Source organism: Arenimonas sp. (genome assembly GCF_044353605.1).
Classification (GTDB): Bacteria; Pseudomonadota; Gammaproteobacteria; order Xanthomonadales; family Xanthomonadaceae; genus Arenimonas.
This window is the reverse complement of record NZ_JBILBO010000006.1, coordinates 23,650-41,583: the sequence shown is the minus strand read 5'-3', so window position 1 is coordinate 41,583 and position 17,934 is coordinate 23,650. Positions and strand designations below refer to the sequence as shown.

General features: G+C 57.9%; 20 protein-coding genes. 6 read left to right on the top strand and 14 right to left on the bottom strand.

The window, feature by feature from the left end; all coding sequences use genetic code 11:
• Nucleotides 1-3: 3 nt before the first annotated feature.
• The 10 genes from ACIQ1A_RS05265 to ACIQ1A_RS05220 form a co-directional block, all read right to left on the bottom strand.
• Nucleotides 4-615 carry a MotA/TolQ/ExbB proton channel family protein gene (locus ACIQ1A_RS05265; RefSeq protein WP_395770023.1) on the bottom strand — a complete coding sequence of 204 codons (612 nt, stop codon included), beginning with the start codon at nt 613-615 and terminating at the stop codon, nt 4-6.
• A gap of 71 nt (nt 616-686) precedes the next feature.
• Nucleotides 687-2,888: a DNA internalization-related competence protein ComEC/Rec2 gene (locus ACIQ1A_RS05260; protein WP_395770113.1), complete on the bottom strand. Its 2,202-nt coding sequence runs from the start codon at nt 2,886-2,888 to the stop codon at nt 687-689.
• Nucleotides 2,889-3,001: 113 nt separating this feature from the next.
• Nucleotides 3,002-3,688 carry a lipoprotein-releasing ABC transporter ATP-binding protein LolD gene (gene lolD / locus ACIQ1A_RS05255; RefSeq protein WP_395770022.1) on the bottom strand — a complete coding sequence of 229 codons (687 nt, stop codon included), beginning with the start codon at nt 3,686-3,688 and terminating at the stop codon, nt 3,002-3,004.
• Nucleotides 3,681-4,928 (bottom strand): lipoprotein-releasing ABC transporter permease subunit, encoded by a 1,248-nt coding sequence (locus ACIQ1A_RS05250; RefSeq protein WP_395770021.1) that lies wholly within the window; start codon nt 4,926-4,928, stop codon nt 3,681-3,683. The genes lolD and ACIQ1A_RS05250 overlap by 8 nt, the downstream gene beginning before the upstream one ends.
• Nucleotides 4,929-5,359: 431 nt before the next feature.
• Nucleotides 5,360-5,617, bottom strand: a complete 258-nt coding sequence (locus ACIQ1A_RS05245; RefSeq protein WP_395770020.1) for a succinate dehydrogenase assembly factor 2 — start codon at nt 5,615-5,617, stop codon at nt 5,360-5,362.
• Between the two features lie 60 nt (nt 5,618-5,677).
• A complete protein-coding gene (locus ACIQ1A_RS05240; RefSeq protein WP_297799769.1) occupies nt 5,678-6,466 on the bottom strand; it encodes a succinate dehydrogenase iron-sulfur subunit in 789 nt (262 codons plus the stop codon).
• Between the two features lie 14 nt (nt 6,467-6,480).
• Nucleotides 6,481-8,274, bottom strand: a complete 1,794-nt coding sequence (gene sdhA, locus ACIQ1A_RS05235) for a succinate dehydrogenase flavoprotein subunit (RefSeq protein WP_395770019.1) — start codon at nt 8,272-8,274, stop codon at nt 6,481-6,483.
• A gap of 7 nt (nt 8,275-8,281) precedes the next feature.
• On the bottom strand, nt 8,282-8,662 hold the full coding sequence (gene sdhD, locus ACIQ1A_RS05230; protein ID WP_395770018.1) for a succinate dehydrogenase, hydrophobic membrane anchor protein: 381 nt from the start codon (nt 8,660-8,662) through the stop codon (nt 8,282-8,284).
• Nucleotides 8,659-9,051, bottom strand: coding sequence for a succinate dehydrogenase, cytochrome b556 subunit (gene sdhC / locus ACIQ1A_RS05225; RefSeq protein WP_395770017.1), 393 nt, complete (start codon nt 9,049-9,051; stop codon nt 8,659-8,661). The genes sdhD and sdhC overlap by 4 nt, the downstream gene beginning before the upstream one ends.
• A gap of 18 nt (nt 9,052-9,069) precedes the next feature.
• A complete protein-coding gene (locus ACIQ1A_RS05220; protein WP_395770016.1) occupies nt 9,070-9,240 on the bottom strand; it encodes a DUF1674 domain-containing protein in 171 nt (56 codons plus the stop codon).
• Here ACIQ1A_RS05220 and ACIQ1A_RS05215 point away from each other — a divergent pair.
• On the top strand, nt 9,223-10,101 hold the full coding sequence (locus ACIQ1A_RS05215; protein ID WP_395770015.1) for a YgfZ/GcvT domain-containing protein: 879 nt from the start codon (nt 9,223-9,225) through the stop codon (nt 10,099-10,101). The two genes, ACIQ1A_RS05220 and ACIQ1A_RS05215, sit on opposite strands and share 18 nt — an antisense overlap.
• A 13-nt stretch (nt 10,102-10,114) precedes the next feature.
• Here ACIQ1A_RS05215 and ACIQ1A_RS05210 read toward each other — a convergent pair whose 3' ends face one another.
• Nucleotides 10,115-10,630, bottom strand: a complete 516-nt coding sequence (locus tag ACIQ1A_RS05210) for a GAF domain-containing protein (protein ID WP_395770014.1) — start codon at nt 10,628-10,630, stop codon at nt 10,115-10,117.
• Between the two features lie 181 nt (nt 10,631-10,811).
• On the opposite strand from ACIQ1A_RS05210, the gene ACIQ1A_RS05205 reads away from it, so the two are divergent.
• Nucleotides 10,812-11,669 carry a phosphate/phosphite/phosphonate ABC transporter substrate-binding protein gene (locus ACIQ1A_RS05205; RefSeq protein WP_395770013.1) on the top strand — a complete coding sequence of 286 codons (858 nt, stop codon included), beginning with the start codon at nt 10,812-10,814 and terminating at the stop codon, nt 11,667-11,669.
• Nucleotide 11,670: 1 nt separating this feature from the next.
• Here the strand turns inward: ACIQ1A_RS05205 and ACIQ1A_RS05200 are convergent, their stop codons facing one another.
• Nucleotides 11,671-13,932 carry a thiamine pyrophosphate-dependent enzyme gene (locus ACIQ1A_RS05200; RefSeq protein WP_395770012.1) on the bottom strand — a complete coding sequence of 754 codons (2,262 nt, stop codon included), beginning with the start codon at nt 13,930-13,932 and terminating at the stop codon, nt 11,671-11,673.
• 25 nt (nt 13,933-13,957) lie between these two features.
• Nucleotides 13,958-15,121 (bottom strand): acyl-CoA dehydrogenase family protein, encoded by a 1,164-nt coding sequence (locus ACIQ1A_RS05195; protein ID WP_395770011.1) that lies wholly within the window; start codon nt 15,119-15,121, stop codon nt 13,958-13,960.
• A 100-nt stretch (nt 15,122-15,221) separates the two neighbouring features.
• On the opposite strand from ACIQ1A_RS05195, the gene ACIQ1A_RS05190 reads away from it, so the two are divergent.
• Nucleotides 15,222-15,428: a DUF6116 family protein gene (locus tag ACIQ1A_RS05190; protein ID WP_395770010.1), complete on the top strand. Its 207-nt coding sequence runs from the start codon at nt 15,222-15,224 to the stop codon at nt 15,426-15,428.
• The gene (locus ACIQ1A_RS05185; protein ID WP_395770009.1) at nt 15,425-16,192 is read left to right on the top strand and encodes a TatD family hydrolase; all 768 of its coding nucleotides are present in this window, start codon (nt 15,425-15,427) and stop codon (nt 16,190-16,192) included. Before ACIQ1A_RS05190 ends, ACIQ1A_RS05185 begins: the two co-directional genes overlap by 4 nt.
• Here ACIQ1A_RS05185 and ACIQ1A_RS05180 read toward each other — a convergent pair.
• Complete coding sequence (locus ACIQ1A_RS05180; protein WP_395770008.1) at nt 16,172-16,963, bottom strand: ThiF family adenylyltransferase; 792 nt, start codon at nt 16,961-16,963, stop codon at nt 16,172-16,174. The genes ACIQ1A_RS05185 and ACIQ1A_RS05180 overlap by 21 nt on opposite strands.
• A 65-nt stretch (nt 16,964-17,028) precedes the next feature.
• On the opposite strand from ACIQ1A_RS05180, the gene ACIQ1A_RS05175 reads away from it, so the two are divergent.
• Both ACIQ1A_RS05175 and ACIQ1A_RS05170 read left to right on the top strand, forming a co-directional pair.
• Entirely contained in the window at nt 17,029-17,439 is a 411-nt protein-coding gene (locus ACIQ1A_RS05175) for a hypothetical protein (protein ID WP_395770007.1), read from the top strand.
• Complete coding sequence (locus ACIQ1A_RS05170) at nt 17,439-17,933, top strand: DUF456 domain-containing protein (RefSeq protein WP_395770006.1); 495 nt, start codon at nt 17,439-17,441, stop codon at nt 17,931-17,933. Before ACIQ1A_RS05175 ends, ACIQ1A_RS05170 begins: the two co-directional genes overlap by 1 nt.
• Nucleotide 17,934 lies beyond the last annotated feature (1 nt).

Sequence of the window (17,934 nt, the reverse complement as noted above, 5' to 3'; positions counted from 1 at the left end):
GTCTCAGTCCGTCTGCCGGACTTCAAGCACATCCAGCAGATTCATCGCCACTTTTTCCATTTCGATGACGTAGCCGGTAACGCGGCCGCGGAAATAACGGTGCAGCAACAGGGCCGGAATGGCCAGGCACAGGCCGGCCGCCGTCGAAATCAGGGCCTGGCCGATGCCGCCGGCGAGCTGGTTGGCATCGCCAACGCCGGTGCTGAGTATGGTCAGAAACATCTGGATCATGCCAATGACCGTACCCAACAAACCCAGCAGGGGCGCCACCGAAGCAATAGTGCCCAAGGTCGGCAGAAAACGGTTCAAATCATGAGTGATATGCCGGCCGACATCCTCGATGCGCTCCTTGATGACATCCCGCGGTTTGTGTCGCACCAGTAGCGCTGCGGCCAACAGTTCACCCATGGGCGAGTCCTGACGTAACCGTTGGATTTCTGCGATTTCAAGAGTTTTCCCGCGCGACCAATGCTCGATTTCAAGACCGATTCCGTGGGGTATGACTTCCGACCGTCGTAAGGTCCAGAAGCGCTCCAAAGCAATGGCGGTCGCCACTACGGTCAGAATCAATAGCGGCAGCATCACCCAACCGCCCGACATCAGTAGTTCAAGCATAATTCTTCAACCTGCATATGCACTCGGTAATAGCATACCCGAGATGGCGGGATTAGCGAGAAATTGCCGGTTTAATAACCATTTACAGATGGTTCCTGGGCAGTACGGAGCCAGTAATGGCGGTCATCAAGGCGGGCCCGTCGTGACCATATCCAGCCTTCGGGCGTGCCGGCCAGCTCCGCCCATCCGGTATCCACCGTATTGACGGTCTGCACACCGGCATTCCGGTAACGCTCCAGAACATCGGATCTTGGATGGCGGAATCGGTTCTGGAATCCGCTCGAGATCAAGGCGATGCGCGGTTTGAGTGTAGTGATGAACGCCTGCGATGAAGATCCGGCGCTGCCATGATGCGGAACCAGCAACACCTCCGCGCGAATCCAATCCCCATAATGCGCCAGCATCTGCGCCTCGGCCGCAGCGCTGATGTCGCCGGTCAACAGCAGGCTGCGGCCAGCGCCGCGAACCAGAAGCACGCAGGATCGGTCATTATCATTCTCGCCGCTGTGCGAAATCGGCCACAAGTATAGGAATTGGACGCCATCCCACTGCCAGTGCTGTCCGGCCATACATTTGTGGTGCGGCATGCTCGCCGGAAGCGCGCGCCAGGAGGCCTCGATATGGTCGATGCCGACGCCATCGCGAACGGCCGCGAGCCCGCCGGCATGATCGTTATCACCATGACTGACCACGACTTTGTCGAGATTCCGGATATTCAGTGCGCGTAAAGCCGGCAATACCGTGGTCTGTCCCCTGCTGAACCCACCCGGCACTCCTGCTCCGGTGTCATACAGAAGCGTGTGACGCGCTGTCTGCACCAGCACCGCCGTGCCCTGGCCGACATCCATCATGGCCACCCGGAGTTGGCCATCCGGAATGGGTTCTATTTTCGGAAACAACATGGGTAGCAGCAGCAAAGCACCCAGTCTGGAACCGGGAATCTGCCGTGGCATCAGCAACAGGCATACACCGACCAGCCCGATTACAACGGCGGCCAAACCGGATTCCGGAATCACGCGACTGGACCAAGACAGGCCCTGCAACCACTGCAATAACAGCCAAAGAATCTGCATCAGCGCGGCGGACGCATACCAGAATGCACCGGCAATGACGGGGACTCCGGAGAAAAGGCATCCCAATAATGCCAAAGGAACCACAACAAGGCTGATCCACGGAATCGCCAGCAGGTTCACCAGAGGGCCAATCACCGTGGTTTGATCGAAAAACCCGACCGTCAGCGGCAGCAAGCCAAGGGATGCCACCCATTGTGCCCGGATGAATGGGCGGAAAATCCCCGTCCTGCCTTCGCTTGGCATGAATGCGATCAGTAACAGCACGCCGCCGAAACTCAGCCAGAACCCCGGTGTGAGAATACTAATTGGATCCCACAACAGCATGACCGCCATGCTTAGCGCCACCGCATGGGTCACCGTGCAATGCCGCCCGAGCAACCGGCATGCCATTAAAACGGCAATCATCAATGCGGTACGTACCGTAGGTAAAGCGAATCCGGCAAATGCGGCATACATCACGGCAGCCAGCATGGCGGCCCATGCCGTTGCCAGCGGCCGGGACAATCGCAGCGCAAGACCCGGCCAAAGCCGGTAAAGGCCCAGCACGAGCCATGCCGCGGCCATGGCCACCATACCGACATGGAATCCGGAGATGGCAATGAGATGGGTGATTCCCGCAAGCCGCAGCACCTCCCAATCGGCATCTTGCAATAGACGGGTGTCGCCAAGTGCCAGAGCCGTGACGAATCGAGCCTGTACATCCCCGAGTTGCCGTCGGATCTGAGCTGAAATGGCGTCGCGGAATCGGTCAATCGTAGATCGTTGTCCAACGTGGCCGACTTCCATTCGTACATACCCCTGGGCCGACCAGCGTTTCTGCAGCGCACGCTTTTCGGCATCGAAACCACCGGGGTTGTAAACCCCATTGGGTGCGCGCAAGGTGACTTCCAGGTACCTGACATCGCCGGGCTTGAGACGGGTTTCAGTTCGGTACCATGCCAGTTTGATACGGCTCCCAACGAGAGACGGAAAGTCCCCGCTGTGACGGATCTTTGCCTCGAACTGCCACTGGTCTCCATCGCGTTGAGGTAAATCCGTTATTTCAGCTAGGATCTGACCGCGGCCTCCGGATTCCGCCAATGGTAGCCGTTGGGAAAGCACTGTGCCGGCTGTCCATGCGGCAAATGCAATACCGAACATAAATGCTGAAGCTGCTCCCGTGCCACGGAAACGCAGGAAAAGCGAACCCGTCAGGAGCATCAGAAAAAGACTGAATCGGGTATCGGGCAACGCAGGTGAACACTGTAGGACAGCGATGCCGAGGGCGAAGGCAAACAGATTGACGGGGCGCAGATAAGGCTGCGCCCGTTGCGTCACCTTGGACGGTCCCGGAGTTGACCGAGGACAAGCTCAAGCGAGCGCCCGCATTTATCGGCAAGGCGATGATCATGAGTGACAATGACCAAGGCGGTCTGATGATGCTGCTTTAAATCCAACAACAGATTGAATACGGCATCGGCGGTCTTTTCATCCAGATTGCCGGTCGGTTCGTCGGCAAGGATGCAGGCAGGGCGATTGACCAATGCACGCGCCACTGCAACACGCTGTCGTTCGCCGCCGGACAGCTCGCCGGGTTTATGCGTCAGACGATGCGAGAGGCCGACCTGCTCAAGCAACTCCTGCGCCGGCAAGACGGCCTCGGACGGTGATGTGCCGTTGATCAGCAACGGCATCATCACGTTTTCAAGCGCGGTGAATTCCGGCAGAAGATGATGGAACTGATAGATGAAACCGAGATGCCGATTGCGAAGACGCCCTTTTTCCGCTTCGGTATGCCGATAAAGATCAGCGCCCATCAAGCGAACTTCACCTTCAGTCGGACGGTCGAGACCGGCCAGCAGATGCAATAAGGTGCTTTTACCCGAACCCGAAGCACCGACAATCGCTACCGACTCACCGGCGTGAACCTGGACGTCTATTCCTGAAAAAACCGGAGTGACCAGATCACCTTCGCGATAGGTTTTTCCAAGATTCGAACCCTCCAGGATGACATCACTCATAGCGCAGAGCCTCGACCGGATTGGTGCGCGCCGCGCGCCAGGCCGGATAGATGGTGGCCAGCAGGCACATCATGATTGCAACAATAACGATGATGAAAACATCAGTCGGATTGACCACGGAGGGGACACCGCCACTGATGTAGTAAACATCGGCAGGAAGCAGCTCATTGCCGGTCAGTGATTCAATGAAACGTACAAGCACAGCGAGATTATTCGATAGCAGGATGCCGCCTATGGTGCCGAGCGCCACGCCAACCAGACCGATAACCAGCCCCTGCACCGTGAACACCTGCATGATCTGTGCCGGCGACATGCCAAGCGTACGCAGGATGGCGATGTCGGCCTGTTTATCCTGCACCAACATGACCTGCGACGACACAAGATTGAAGGCGGCGATGGCGATAACCAGGGATAGCAGGATGAACATCACCGTTTTTTCCATTTTTAACGCCCGGAAGAAGTTGGCATGATCGCGCGTCCAATCGCGCACCTGATAGATTCCTTCCATACGGTTGGCCAGATCACGGGCGACCGACCAGGCCTGCCAAATGTCGTCAAGCTTCAACCGGACGCCGGTGGCATCTTCGCCCATGCGCAAAAGAGCCTGTGCGTCCTGAATATGGACGAGTGCGAGACCGTAATCATATTCCTGGGCGCCGACCGAAAAGATGCCGCTGACAGTGAAACGTTTCGCACGCGGCATCGACCCGAACGGAGTGGCCACCGATTCACTGACGAAGGCGTTGACCGAATCACCGACCCGTACATTGAGTGCCGCGGCCAATTCCGAACCGAGCACGATGTTGAATGCCCCCGGCGTGAGGCTGTCCAGACGGCCCTGAACCATCTTATTCGGCAACTCGGACACTCGCCCTTCCAGTTCCGGCTGAACACCACGCAACAGTGCACCCTGTTTACTCTGCGCCTGCAGCAGGGTTTCAGTCTGTACATACGGCGCGGCACCGAGAACACGTTCATCCTTTTCAGCAACTGCCACCGCCCGTTTCCAATCCGGCAATGAACCGTTGACGCCTTCGATGGTAGCGTGGGCCACGGTTCCAAGAATACGGTTACGCAACTCTTCCTGGAAGCCGTTCATGACTGAAATGGTGGTGATGAGCGCCACCACACCGATAAAGATGCCGAGCACGGATGCCAGCGATATAAAGGAAATGAAACCATTACGGCGCTTGGCGCGCAGGTAGCGGAGTCCGATGGCGGCGGTTAAAGGTTGAAACATCGCTCTATAATACTGGGTTTACGAGAATACTTGGCAGTTCGTTTGCCTCCGCTGTTGCCGGTACGTTCATCCACAGTCGCAGTTGTCTGCGTTGCGGTTCCGGCATCGACATCAGCCACCACACAGCACTCCGGGCGCGACCCTTCCGGCGGTAATGCAAGACGGCGAGACACCCGAAATCCCGCCAACGCACGCCCGATATCGGCATCGGACCCCTGCCCTCATTCAAGCGGAAACGCCCCTTGTCATCGCGGTCGATGGCAAATCGACGGAAATTGCGGATTCGATGAAACGCATGGAGGAACTCCAAAATCACCGCCCCCAATAGGACATTCCGCCACAACGGGGGGAGATCGGATATCAGGAGGCAGCCGATGGCGATTGCGGTCACGACATACAGCACAGGCAGCGCCAGCAAAGGCGTGCGGCATTCAGGCAGGCAAATCGGCGATGAGGGTGACGAAGCCATCGAGATCGGCATTCTCCGGGCGCTCAAGCCCCATGAACCATCGCCACAGCTTATCGTCTTCGGAGTCCAGGACCTGTAGGAAAAGCGCTCTTTCGGCGTCGTCCGCAGTGGGCCAACGCTGATCCAGATAGCGCAGCATCAGCTGGTCAAGCTCGCGCATTCCACGCCGGCAGCGCCAGCGCAGGCGTTTGATTTCAGGGTTTTCTTCGCTGGAGGGCATCAGCCCGGCCAGTTCCAGACCAGCAGACTCCAGATTGACCAGAACAGCGGCATACCCATCTCAGGCTCCGTGACGCTGCAGGATCAGTTTCTTGATTTCGCCGATGGCTTTGGCCGGGTTGAGACCCTTCGGACAGGTCCGCGCGCAGTTCATGATGGTGTGGCAGCGGTAAAGCTTGAACGGATCCTCCAGTTCATCCAGCCGGGCACCGGTATCTTCATCACGTGAATCGATGATCCAGCGGTAGGCCTGCAGCAGAATGGCCGGACCCAGGTAGCGGTCGCCGTTCCACCAGTAACTCGGACAGCTGGTGCTGCAGCAGGCGCATAGGATGCATTCGTACAGACCGTCGAGCTTGGCGCGGTCTTCCTTGGACTGAAGCCGCTCACCGGAGGCCGGCGTGGCCGACTGGGTGCGGATCCAGGGCTTGATCGAGGCGTACTGCGCATAGAAATGCGACAAGTCGGGCACAAGATCTTTGATGACCGGCATATGCGGCAGCGGGTAGATCGGCACTTCCTTTTTGCCGCATTCATCAATGGCCTTGGTGCAGGCCAATGTGTTGCTGCCGTCGATGTTCATGGCGCAGGAACCGCAGATGCCTTCGCGGCAGGAACGGCGGAAGGTCAGGGTCGGGTCGATTTCGTTCTTGATCTTGATCAGCGCATCCAGCACCATCGGGCCACACTGATCAAGGTCGATTTCGTAGGTGTCGACGCGCGGATTGGCGGCATCATCTGGATTCCAGCGGTAAATCTTGAAGCTACGCAGGTTCTTTCCGCCGGATTTGGCCGGGAAATGCGTGCCCTTGGTGATTTTCGAGTTTGCCGGCAGGGTAAATTCAGCCATGATTGCGTCTCACCTCAATATTTGCGTTCTTTCGGCGGAATGTAAGCCACATCCGAGCTGAGTGTATTCAGATGCACCGGGCGATAATCGATGACGGTATCGCCCTTGTCATCGATCCAGGTCAGGGTGTGCTTCATCCAGTTCTCGTCATCGCGCGTCTTGAAATCCTCACGGGCATGCGCGCCACGGGATTCCTTGCGGTTTTCCGCCGAAACCATGGTGACCACGGCCTGGCCGAGCAGATTCTGCAGTTCCAACGTTTCGATAAGGTCCGAGTTCCAGACCAGCGAGCGGTCGGAAACCTTGACATCCTCGAAGCTACGGAATGCCTCACGGATCTTGACCACGCCCTGCTGCAGGGTTTCACCGGTGCGGAACACGGCGGCATCGTTCTGCATGATGTGCTGCATATTGTCGCGGATTTCCGCGGTCGGCGTCGAGCCGTTGGCGAAGCGCAATTTGTCCAAATTGGCCAAGGACTTGTCCAGGGCTGAAGCCGGCAACGATTTATGCGGCATGTTCGGCTTGATGGTTTCGGCGCAGCGGTTGGCGACGGCACGGCCGAACACCACCAGATCGAGCAGCGAGTTCGAGCCAAGACGGTTGGCGCCGTGCACTGAAACACAAGCCGCCTCGCCGATGGAATACAGGCCGGGCACCACGCTGTTGGGATCGCCGTTCTTGAGGGTGACCACTTCACCGTGATAGTTGGTCTGCAGACCACCCATGTTGTAGTGCACGGTCGGCAGCACCGGAATCGGCTGCTTGGTGACATCGACTCCGGCGAAGATCTTCGCGGTTTCGGAGATGCCCGGCAGTTTTTCGTGGATGACCGCCGGATCAAGGTGGGTCAGATCCAAGTGGATGTGATCTTTCTTCGGACCGACACCACGACCTTCGCGGATTTCGATGGTCATTGAGCGACTGACCATGTCGCGCGGCGCCAAATCCTTGACGCTGGGCGCATAGCGCTCCATGAAACGTTCGCCGGAATCGTTGCGCAGGATGCCGCCTTCGCCGCGTACGCCTTCGGTGATCAGACAGCCGGCGCCGTAAATCCCGGTTGGGTGGAATTGCACGAATTCCATGTCCTGAAGCGGCAGGCCGGCACGCAGTGCCATGCCGCCACCGTCACCGGTGCAGGTGTGTGCCGAAGTCGCCGAGAAGTAAGCGCGGCCATAGCCTCCAGTGGCGAGCACCACACCATGGGCACGGAAAACGTGGATGGTGCCTTCGGACATGTCCAATGCGATGACACCGCGACAGACGCCCTCCTCGTCCATGATTAGGTCAAGGGCGAAGTATTCAATGAAGAACTTTGCGTCGTGTTTGAGCGACTGCTGATACAGGGTATGCAAAATGGCATGGCCGGTGCGGTCTGCTGCGGCGCAGGTACGCTGGGCCGGCGGACCTTCACCGTAACGGGTGGTCATACCGCCGAACGGACGCTGGTAGATTTTGCCTTCTTCGGTGCGCGAGAACGGTACCCCGTAATGCTCGAGTTCGATGATGGCGGGAATCGCTTCACGGCACATGTACTCGATGGCGTCCTGATCACCCAACCAGTCGGAGCCTTTGACGGTATCGAAGAAGTGATAACGCCAATCGTCTTCGCCCATGTTGCCCAGCGCAGCGGAAATGCCGCCTTGGGCGGCCACGGTATGCGAGCGGGTTGGAAACACCTTGCTGATGCTGGCGGTTTTCAGGCCTTTGGCCGCCAGACCGAAGGTGGCACGTAGACCGGCACCGCCGGCGCCGACTACGATCATGTCGTACTGGTGCTCAGTGATTTTGTAGGCTTGACTCATAAAATTCTCAGGAACCCGAAGCAAGGCGGACGATGGCGATCACGGCAGCCACGGCGGCGAAGGAAAACACGATTTTGACCAGCACCTGCAGAATGATCTCGAATGCGCCGTGATGGACGTAATCTTCGACCACGACCTGCAGGCCGAGACGGGCATGCCAGAACAGCGCCAGCACGTAAAGAATGCAGGCTGCGGAAAACAGCGGATTGGCGAACTGGGTTTTCAGCGCGGCATAATCGGCGATGCCGTAACGGGCCAGGCAGTAAACGACGAACGGCGTCAGCAAGGCCAGCACCACGGCGCTGACGCGCTGCGCCCACCAGTGACCGAAACCGGTTTTGGCCGAACCCAGGCCCCGGGCGGTGGCCAGAGGATCACGCAGGCTCATGCCGCACCTCCCTGCAAGGCCAGCCACCAGATGCCGAGGGTCGACACCGCGGACAGGACGATTACGGCGTACCCCGAACGGTACACATCCTGGATTGCAAAGCCTTTACCGGCATCCCAGAACAGATGGCGGATGCCGTTGAAAAAGTGATACATCAGGCAGGCACTGTAGGCAAACAGCACAAAACGCCCCAGACCGGAGGACAGACAGGCCTGCGTCGCGCTGAAAGCAGCATCGCCGAGCGACAGGGCCACCAAGACCCAGAGCAATCCAAGGCTGCCGATGGCGAGAACGACGCCGGTGATCCGGTGCAGAATGGACATGACAGAGGTGATCTGCTTGCTGTATATCTGCAGATGCGGTGATAGGGGGCGTTTGTGCGCGGACATAGGGGCTACCGGTCAGGGTTAGAAGTCGATGCAACGGCCGTTCTTTTCCCAATCCCCGTAACGGGTAGGATCCGGGCCGCCAAGGCCGCCGATTTCGGGAACCGGCTCGGGCTGCAGGCTGTTTTCTGGCAGAACCTCGGCGGCTGACGCCGGCTCAAGATTCTCGCTAGAATGGGGCGTTTTATTCATCCTCCTATGGTAAATCCCCGCGCCATGCCATTCAAGTTAAATTTCAGTCCCGCCAAGGGGTTTCGCCTGCCTGGACACGCCGTTATCCACGCCACCGGTCCGGACTCGCAGGCATTCTTGCAGGCGCAGTGCATGAATGACGTGAATGCACTCAAAGACGGGGAATGGCAGTACAACGGCTGGCTGAGCCCTCAGGGCCGGGTATTTGCGCTGTTTTATGTCATTCGGATTGAGGATGGCCATTTCCTGCTCATTCTGCCTGCGCTGCCGCCACAGCTACTGATTGACGGCCTCAGACGCTTCGTGTTCCGCTCGAAAGTCAGGTTTGAAATCGAGATGTCCCGCCACCTGTCGGGCAGCATCGGTATGCCGATAACACCGGAGGAACTTATCGGCGGCGGTCTGGATGATGGTTTTCTGCTTCAGATCGGTCAGGGGGAAACATCGCGGCAACTCCATCTGGGCAGCAAGGCCGGCATTTCCGATTTCGACGCGGCGCAACGATGGCATGAAATCGACATGGCCGCAGGTTGGGTCTGGATTGATGAAAGTCTGCAGGACATCTGGACACCCCATATGCTGAGCCTTCAGCAGCTCAAGGCGTTCAGCCTGAGCAAAGGCTGCTATCCGGGACAGGAAATCGTTGCACGCACGCATTATCTCGGAAAAAGCAAACGGGGGCTGTTTATCGTTACCGGTAAAAATCTGCAGCCTGGCGCACCGCTTTTCCAGGAAAACCGAGAGGTCGGACGGGTTGCCAATAGCAGCTACGACGGTTCGATGGGCGTTGCGGTGCTGAATGCCGGAATACCTCCGGAATCGACTCTTGACGGTTCTGTGATGGTCGGCGAAGCCGTATGAGCCGCTTAAGCCCTTATTCTTTGAACAAGCCGAATTTGGCAAGCCCTGCCGTTACCTCATCGGCCAGACTTTCGAATAATCGTACCTCGTAATCGTCGAACCCCCCGGGCGTGCTGGCATAAACCAATAAAACGCAGGTGACATTTTTTCCATAGTGGACGGGTATGGATACAATAGAGCGGATACCGTACTTCTTGGCTCTGTCTCGCCAACGAAGGAAGTTTTTATCGGCCAGGGTATCCCTGAGCACCGTGGTTTCACCCGATCGAACCGACTGTCCGGCAGGCCCCTGTCCGTCCTCACGTTCTGAATCCCAACTGAGCGTGATTTCTTTTGCATAATCTCTGGCGATAACGCTACCTGACACACCAAGAATCTTGATTGTCTTTTCTGGATCATTTAGAACCAATCCCATCCAGGCAATCAGGTAAGGATGCCTGTCAGTTATCGACTGACATACTTGCTTGATCAACGCCTGCGGCGTTTTAGAACGAATCAAAGCCCGTGAGGCGGAAGAATAGGCTTCCAAAGCCCACAGCTGCCTTTCCTCAATGGCATCTCAATGGCATCGTCGGCGGCAGGGGCCGCCTCGTTATGCGGGTCAGTTTCCATACCACGGACATTACCATAAACGAGACGATGCCGCCTTCCAGACCCCCGGAAATATGCTAGGATTTCAGCGGAATTAGATTATTTTCAGGGGATTGATTATGCTGCGCCGCTCGCTGTTCGCCATTGCCTTGTCCATTCCGGCCTCTGCCGTATCTGCCGCCAATTACAGCGTCACGGTTGATCCGAGCTATCCGGCCGCCCAGGTGCAGGATATTTACAAGCCACTGATGGCTTATCTGAGCCGCAGCACCGGACACACCTTCATCCTGAAAACCAGCAACAACTACCATGCCTACTGGCGCGATATCCTGGCCAATGCACCGGTTGATTTTTCGTTCGAAGAAGCGCCCTTCGCCGATTTCCGGGTCAAGCGTTACGGCTTCGCTCCTCTGGTGCGCGTCGCCGAGCCGACCCAGTTCTCGCTGCTGGTCAGCCCGGAAGATACCGCCGGTGGTCCCCAAGGTCTGATGTCAGGAACCATCGTCAGCATGCCCTCGCCCAGCTTGGGCTACCTGTTTCTCGGCGAGCTGTTTCCCAATCCGATTGCCCAGCCGGAAATCGCTTCGACGGCACAGACTTGGAAGGATGGCGTGGACTCCGTCTTTGCTCAGGAGGCCAAAGGCGCCATGGTGCCGGTCTACATCGCGCAGCAGTATCCGAATCTTGAATCCGTGCATCTTTCGCGCAGTCTGCCAGGGCGCAGCCTGAATGCCGCCCGCAAAGTTCCGGCCGATGTCCGCACAGCGGTAACAAATGCCATGCTGAAGCTGCATGAAAATCCGGCGCTGATCGATGTGCTGACCGAATTGGGCACGACCCAGTTCGTCAAAACCAATGCGGCGGAGATCGCCGGCAACGAGCGCATGCTGCGACGGGTGTTCGGCTATCCGAAGCCTGCACCGGCACCGGCAGCCAAGCCGGCAACCCCGGCACCGGCAGCGCCGGCCAAGAAATAACTCAGACCAGATCGATGGCGGCGTTGACGATGTCAGCGTCGGCCGGAATCACCGCAAAGGCAGCGCCTGCCAGAGGCGTATAAGTATCGGCCCCGACTACACGGCGCAGGGGTTTCGCGCCATGGCCGGCCTCGACGATAGCGGTAATGATGCCCTCGCCCAGCCCGGCACTGCGGCGGCCTTCATCGACCACCAGAATGCGCTTGCATTCGCCGGCATGACGGGCGATGGCTGCTTCGTTCAAGGGCTGCAACCAACGCAGATCGACCACGCGGACTTTCCATTGAAGGGTATCTTCGATCTGACGGGCGGCACGCAGGCTCATTGGTACGCCGTTGCCGAAGGTGAATACCACCAGATCGTTGTTTTCCGGAAAATAAGTGCGTTCGCTGCCGATTTCCATGGCCTCGGATGGCGCCGGATAACGGGTTTGCCAGAGACCGTCACCGGTTTCGTACAGGTCCTTGGTCATGTAAAGCGCAATCGGTTCCAGATAGGCGCAGACCCGACCGTCGACTTTGGCCAAAGCCGTCATGGCGCGCAGCATGGTCACGGCATCATCGCCACGGGACGGGCAGCCGACAACTAAAGACGGTATGTCACGCAGGGCGGTAATCGAATTGTCGTTGTGGAAATGGCCGCCGAATCCGCGTTGATAGCCGAGGGAGGCCACCCGCATGACCATTGGATTCCGGTATTGGCCATTGCTGAAGAATTGCAATGAGCAGGCTTCGCCGCGGATCTGATCGCAGGCATTATGGAAATAAGCCAAATACTGGATTTCGGGCAGCGGCAGCATGCCCAGATTGGCGAAACCCTGAGCCAGACCGAGAATCATGGTTTCATCGAGCAAGGTGTTGAATACACGGGCACCCTTGAAGTTTTTCTGTAGCCCTTTGGTAACGGTATAGACACCGCCCTTCTGGGCCACGTCCTCGCCGAACAGCAGGGTTTCCGGATACTTGCAGAACAGGTCATGCAAGGCGCTGTTGATCTGCAGGGCAAGGTGCCGCGATGGCAGTTTTTCCGGCAGCTTGTCTTCGGAACCGAACACCGCGAGCCGCTTTTCGGCGTAATCGGCACGCGTCGCCTCGGCCATGACCGCCTCCGGGTGAAATGGCGCCAGCGGCGCAATCACTTCTTCGAGGGTTTCCAGCTTGGGGCGCTTGTCCGCTTCTTCGGCCGCGGCGAAACATTGGCGTCGGGTCGCTTCGTAGAGCTCGAGCACTTCGGACTTCGACATCAACCCCGATTGCAGGGCGATCTCGGCCGAACGCAGCAGCGGATCAGTGGCTTCAACCGCCATCAGCTCTTCGAATGATCGCCATTCGATTTCGAAATCGGTACCGGCATGGCCCATAATCCGTGTCGTTCGCAGATGCAGAAAGGTCGGGCGTCGGGTCTGACGGCAATGGGTGATGGCACGCTGGATTTGGCCATAACCTTCGGCGATATCCAGACCATCGGCATAGAAATAATCCAATCCGTCCCGGTGACGGAACGCATTGTTGATCCAACCTGTCGGTGTTTTCACCGAAATGCCGATGCCGTTGTCTTCGCAGACGTACAGCACAGGGGCCGGCAGCTTCTGGTAGGCCGTCCATTGCGCGGTGTTGAAGGCCGTCTGTGCCGTGGCGTGATTGCTGGAGGCATCACCGAAGGAACAGATCACGATGGAATCATCCGGAATCGGCGATTCATGGCCGATGCGTTTGGCCTGCTCCACCGCGATAGCAGTACCAAGCGCTTTCGGTAGATGCGAAGCGATGGTGGATGTCTGCGGAAGCACCCATAACGGCTTGCTGCCCCAGACTTTGTGGCGTCCGCCGGAAATCGGGTCGTCCTTGCTGGCCGCAAAGCTCAAGGCCGAATCCATGATCGGATCCATCTCCGGCAGTTTACGGAAACGTTCGGCCATGAAGCCGCCACTGCGGTAATGCAGGAAGGCAGGATCTGTATGCCGCGTGAGGCGCGCGACCATGGCATTGCCCTCATGGCCGCTGGAACCGATGGTGTAGAAGACTTTTTGCTGCACACGCAACACGCGGGCCATCAGATCGAGATGACGCGAAATCAACTGGGAACGGAACAGCTCGTCGAAGTCGCGGGCGCTGCAGGCGCTGCCATCGAGAATCGGCTCCTCCGGCGACGGCTTGGGCAACTCCTCACCCTGCCAGTTCTGCACAAAATCAATGAAGTTGTCATCACAGACCTTGGCGCGATTGACGTCTTTCTGACGAGCGGGAATCAGGGCGGCACTCATGCAAAATCCTTCTTGCTATCGCGATTTAGAACGCGTTGATACCGGTCAGTTCGCGGCCGATGACCAACTGGTGCACCGTCTCGGTACCTTCGTAAGTAATGACGGACTCCAGATTCAAAGCATGGCGGATTGGGCAGTATTCGGTGGTAATACCGGCGCCACCAAGGATGTCACGGGCTTCGCGGGCGATGTCGAGCGCCATCCGGCAGTTGTTCCACTTGGCCAGAGAGACCTGGGAGGGCTGCATGTTGCCGGCATCCTTCAGTCTGCCGAGCTGCAGGCTGAGCAACTGCGCCATGGTGATGCGGCGCGCCATCTCGGCCAGTTTGATCTGGATGGCCTGATTGGCGGCCAGCGGGCGATTGAACAGAATGCGGGTTTTGGTGTATTCGACCACTTCGGTCAAACAGGCCTGCGCGGCACCGATCGGGCCCCATGTGATGCCGTAACGGGCCTGGGTCAGGCAGCCGAGCGGTCCTTTCAGGCCTTTCACGTTCGGCAGGCGCTGGCTGTCGGGGATGCGGACGTTGTCAAAGAACAGACCTGAGGTGACCGAAGCGCGCAGGCTCATCTTGTGTTTGATTTCCTGGGCCACGAAGCCCGGCGTCCCTTTTTCCACGATGAAGCCCTGAATGCCTTCGTCGGTCATGGCCCAGACGATGGCGATGTCGGCCAGATTGCCGTTGGTGATCCACATCTTGGCACCATTGATGACCCAATCACCGCCATCTTTCTTGGCATGGGTTTTCATGTTGGCCGGATCCGAGCCACCGTGCGGTTCAGTCAGACCGAAGCAGCCGATGATTTCACCGCGGGCCATGCCCGGCAGATATTTGCGGCGCTGATCTTCCGAGCCGTAGGCGAAAATGGGGTACATACAGAGCGAACTCTGCACGGAAACGAAACTGCGGATACCGGAATCCCCACGCTCCAGTTCTTGGCAGATCAGCCCGTAGCTGACGCCATTCAGGCCCGCACAACCGTATTCTTCGGGCAGTGAGGACCCAAGCAGGCCCATGGCGGCGATTTCAGGAACGAGCTCTTTTGGGAAACGACCCTGATCAAAGGCATCACCGATGATCGGAATGACTTTTTCGTCGGTGAAACGCGCCACGGCATCCTGGATCATGCATTCTTCTTCGGTGAGCATGGAACGGATGTCGAACAGGTCGGTCGGGGTCAGGGCCATGGGAGTTTCCTCGTCAAAATCAGACCGCTATTTTACCCCATATTCCCACCCTAAATTGTGCCAAAATGGGGCCATTCACTGCGTTTTCACGGAGCCCTGCATGCTGAAGTCCCTGATTGCCCCGATTGTTGCGTATTTCGCCAAGTTGCGCTTTCCCGTGTTGTTCGGCATAACCGCCACGCTGTTCGTGTTCGACTTACTTACTCCCGACTTCATTCCGTTCGCGGATGAATTGATTCTCGGTTTGACCGCCGCCCTGCTCGCCCGCTGGAAAAAGCGCAAAGACCCGGATCCGCCGACAACATGAATCTGATTGACAGCCACTGCCATTTGGACGTGACTGATTTCGCCGATGATCTGCCTGAGGTAATTGCCCGCGCCGTCCAGAGCGGTGTATCCGGCTTCATTGTTCCGGCGATTTCAGCGTCGGGGTGGCCGCATCTTGCCCATCTGGCAACCCTCCATGCCGGATTGCATCCGGCTTACGGATTGCATCCGATGTTTCTGACCGATCATACCGATGCCGACCTGGACGCACTGCCCCAATGGGTATCACGCTCCGAGTGCGTGGCTGTGGGTGAATGCGGTCTGGATTTTTTCGTTTCCGATCTTAATCCGATTCGCCAGGAAACCATTTTCAACGCGCACATTCGATTGGCTTCGGAAACCGGCAAGCCGCTCATCATCCACGCCCGCCGAGCCACGGAACGTGTTATTCAGTTGTTACGTCGCCATGGTCCGACGCATGGCGTGATTCACAGTTACTCCGGAAGCCTGGAACAGGCGCGATTACTGATCGACATGGGTTTCATGCTCGGCATTGGCGGGCCCATCACCTACCCGCGCAGTCGCCGTATCCGTGAAATCGTGAAGGAATGTCCGTTGTCGCATTTTCTTCTGGAAACCGACGCCCCCGACCAGCCCATGTCGGGCGAACAAGGTCGCCGTAATGAACCGGCGAAACTGGTGCGGGTGGCTGAAGCCATGGCCGAAATCCGCGGCATGCCGATGGCCGATGTCGCGGCACAGACCCGATACAACGCCGAACGCTTATTTGGACTTGCGGCCTAACAGCAATTCGATGGCTTTGGCGGCAGCAATAAATGCAAAAGTCCCTGTCACATGCGTGGCGGCACCCAGACCATCGCCGCAATCAAGCTTGAAACCACCCTCGGGATCGGTGGCCGGACGAATACCACAGACCGAGCCGTCGGCCTGCGGGTATTGAACGTTCTCAAGTGAATACACCGCCGGAATGCTGAAATAGCGGTCTTTATTCTTCGGGAAATTGAATTCCGTCCGTAATTTGCGACGGATCAAGGCCAGCAGGGCATCCTGCTCGGTCCTTGCAAGGTCGCGGACGCGGATCTGTGTGGGATCGGTACGGCCGCCTGCGGCACCGACCACAATCAGTTTCTGTTTGCGCCGACGACACCAAGCAATCAGCTCGACCTTGACCCGGAAGGCATCACAGGCATCAATGACCAGATCGAAAGGCCCCGCCAGCAATTCGGCCATATTGGCCGGCGTCACGAATGTGGCAGCCGCGGCGATATGAAGCTCAGGATTGATGGCCAGACAGCGTTCGCGCATCACATCGACCTTGTTGCGGCCGAAGTTGCCGTCCAACGCATGCATTTGCCGGTTGCTGTTGGACACGCAGATATCATCGGCATCAAACAGAGTCATTCGGCCGATGCCGGAACGGGCCAGTGCCTCGACCAACCAGGAGCCGACACCGCCGATGCCGATGACCGCGACATGAGCCGCGCCAAGACGCTGCAGCGCGCCCTTTCCATACAGCCGTTCCACCCCGGCGAAGCGTTCATATTGGGTACTCATGGCACTATTGTAATGCCTTCGCGCTATCCTTTAGTATGACGAAATGATTTCTCGGAGAATCCGCCATGAACAAACCCCTGCAATTCCTGATCGTCCTGCTGATCGGCCTGATCATGGGCGCGGTCTGTACCAGCATCGCCATCGAAGCACTGCGCAAGGGCACTGAATTCTCCCGCGGCGTCATGGCCATCCAGGCCGCGCACGCGATGGCCCTCAACAAGCTGGCCAAAGACAACCGCTGCAGCGCCCCGGATATCCAGAAAGAGCTGCTGCCGATGCGGATCATCGCCGCAGATATCGAACCTGCCTTCAAATCCCTGGCCGAACAAGACCAGCAATTCGTCCGCTATGCCGCCGATTTGCGTCGGGTACTGGACCTGCAGCTGGCCAAGGGCATCGACAACTGTGCCGACCTCGCGACCAGCATCAGCTCAATCAAACAAAGCTGCGATAATTGCCACCGGGATTACAAGTGATGACGGCAGAGCTCCAGCAGATCCTCTACATCGTTTCAGCAGCACTGATCATCATTGGCCTGCTTGGGGTTTTCCTGCCGGTTCTTCCTGGCATCCCGTTGGCATATGCCGGCATGGTAGTGGCTGCATGGGCCGGCGGGTTCAAGGAAATATCGATACTCGTGCTGATTCTGCTGGGACTATTGACCTTGGCTTCGGTCGCCATCGATTTTCTGGCGAGCGCGCTCGGCGCGAAGCGTGCCGGAGCCAGCAAGGTGGCCGTACTTGGTGCCGCACTTGGCAGTCTTTTCGGTATGATTTTTTTCAGCCTGCCCGGACTCATTCTCGGCCCGTTCGTGGGCGTCATGGCGGTTGAAACCGCCCAAGGCAAAAGCATGCGTGAAGCCGGAAAAATCGGCTTTGCGACTTGGATCGGCATGGCTGTCGGTGTGGCATTGAAAGTCGGCTTGGCTTTCGCGATGACGGGTATCTTTCTGTTCGCGTTGTGGTACTGAA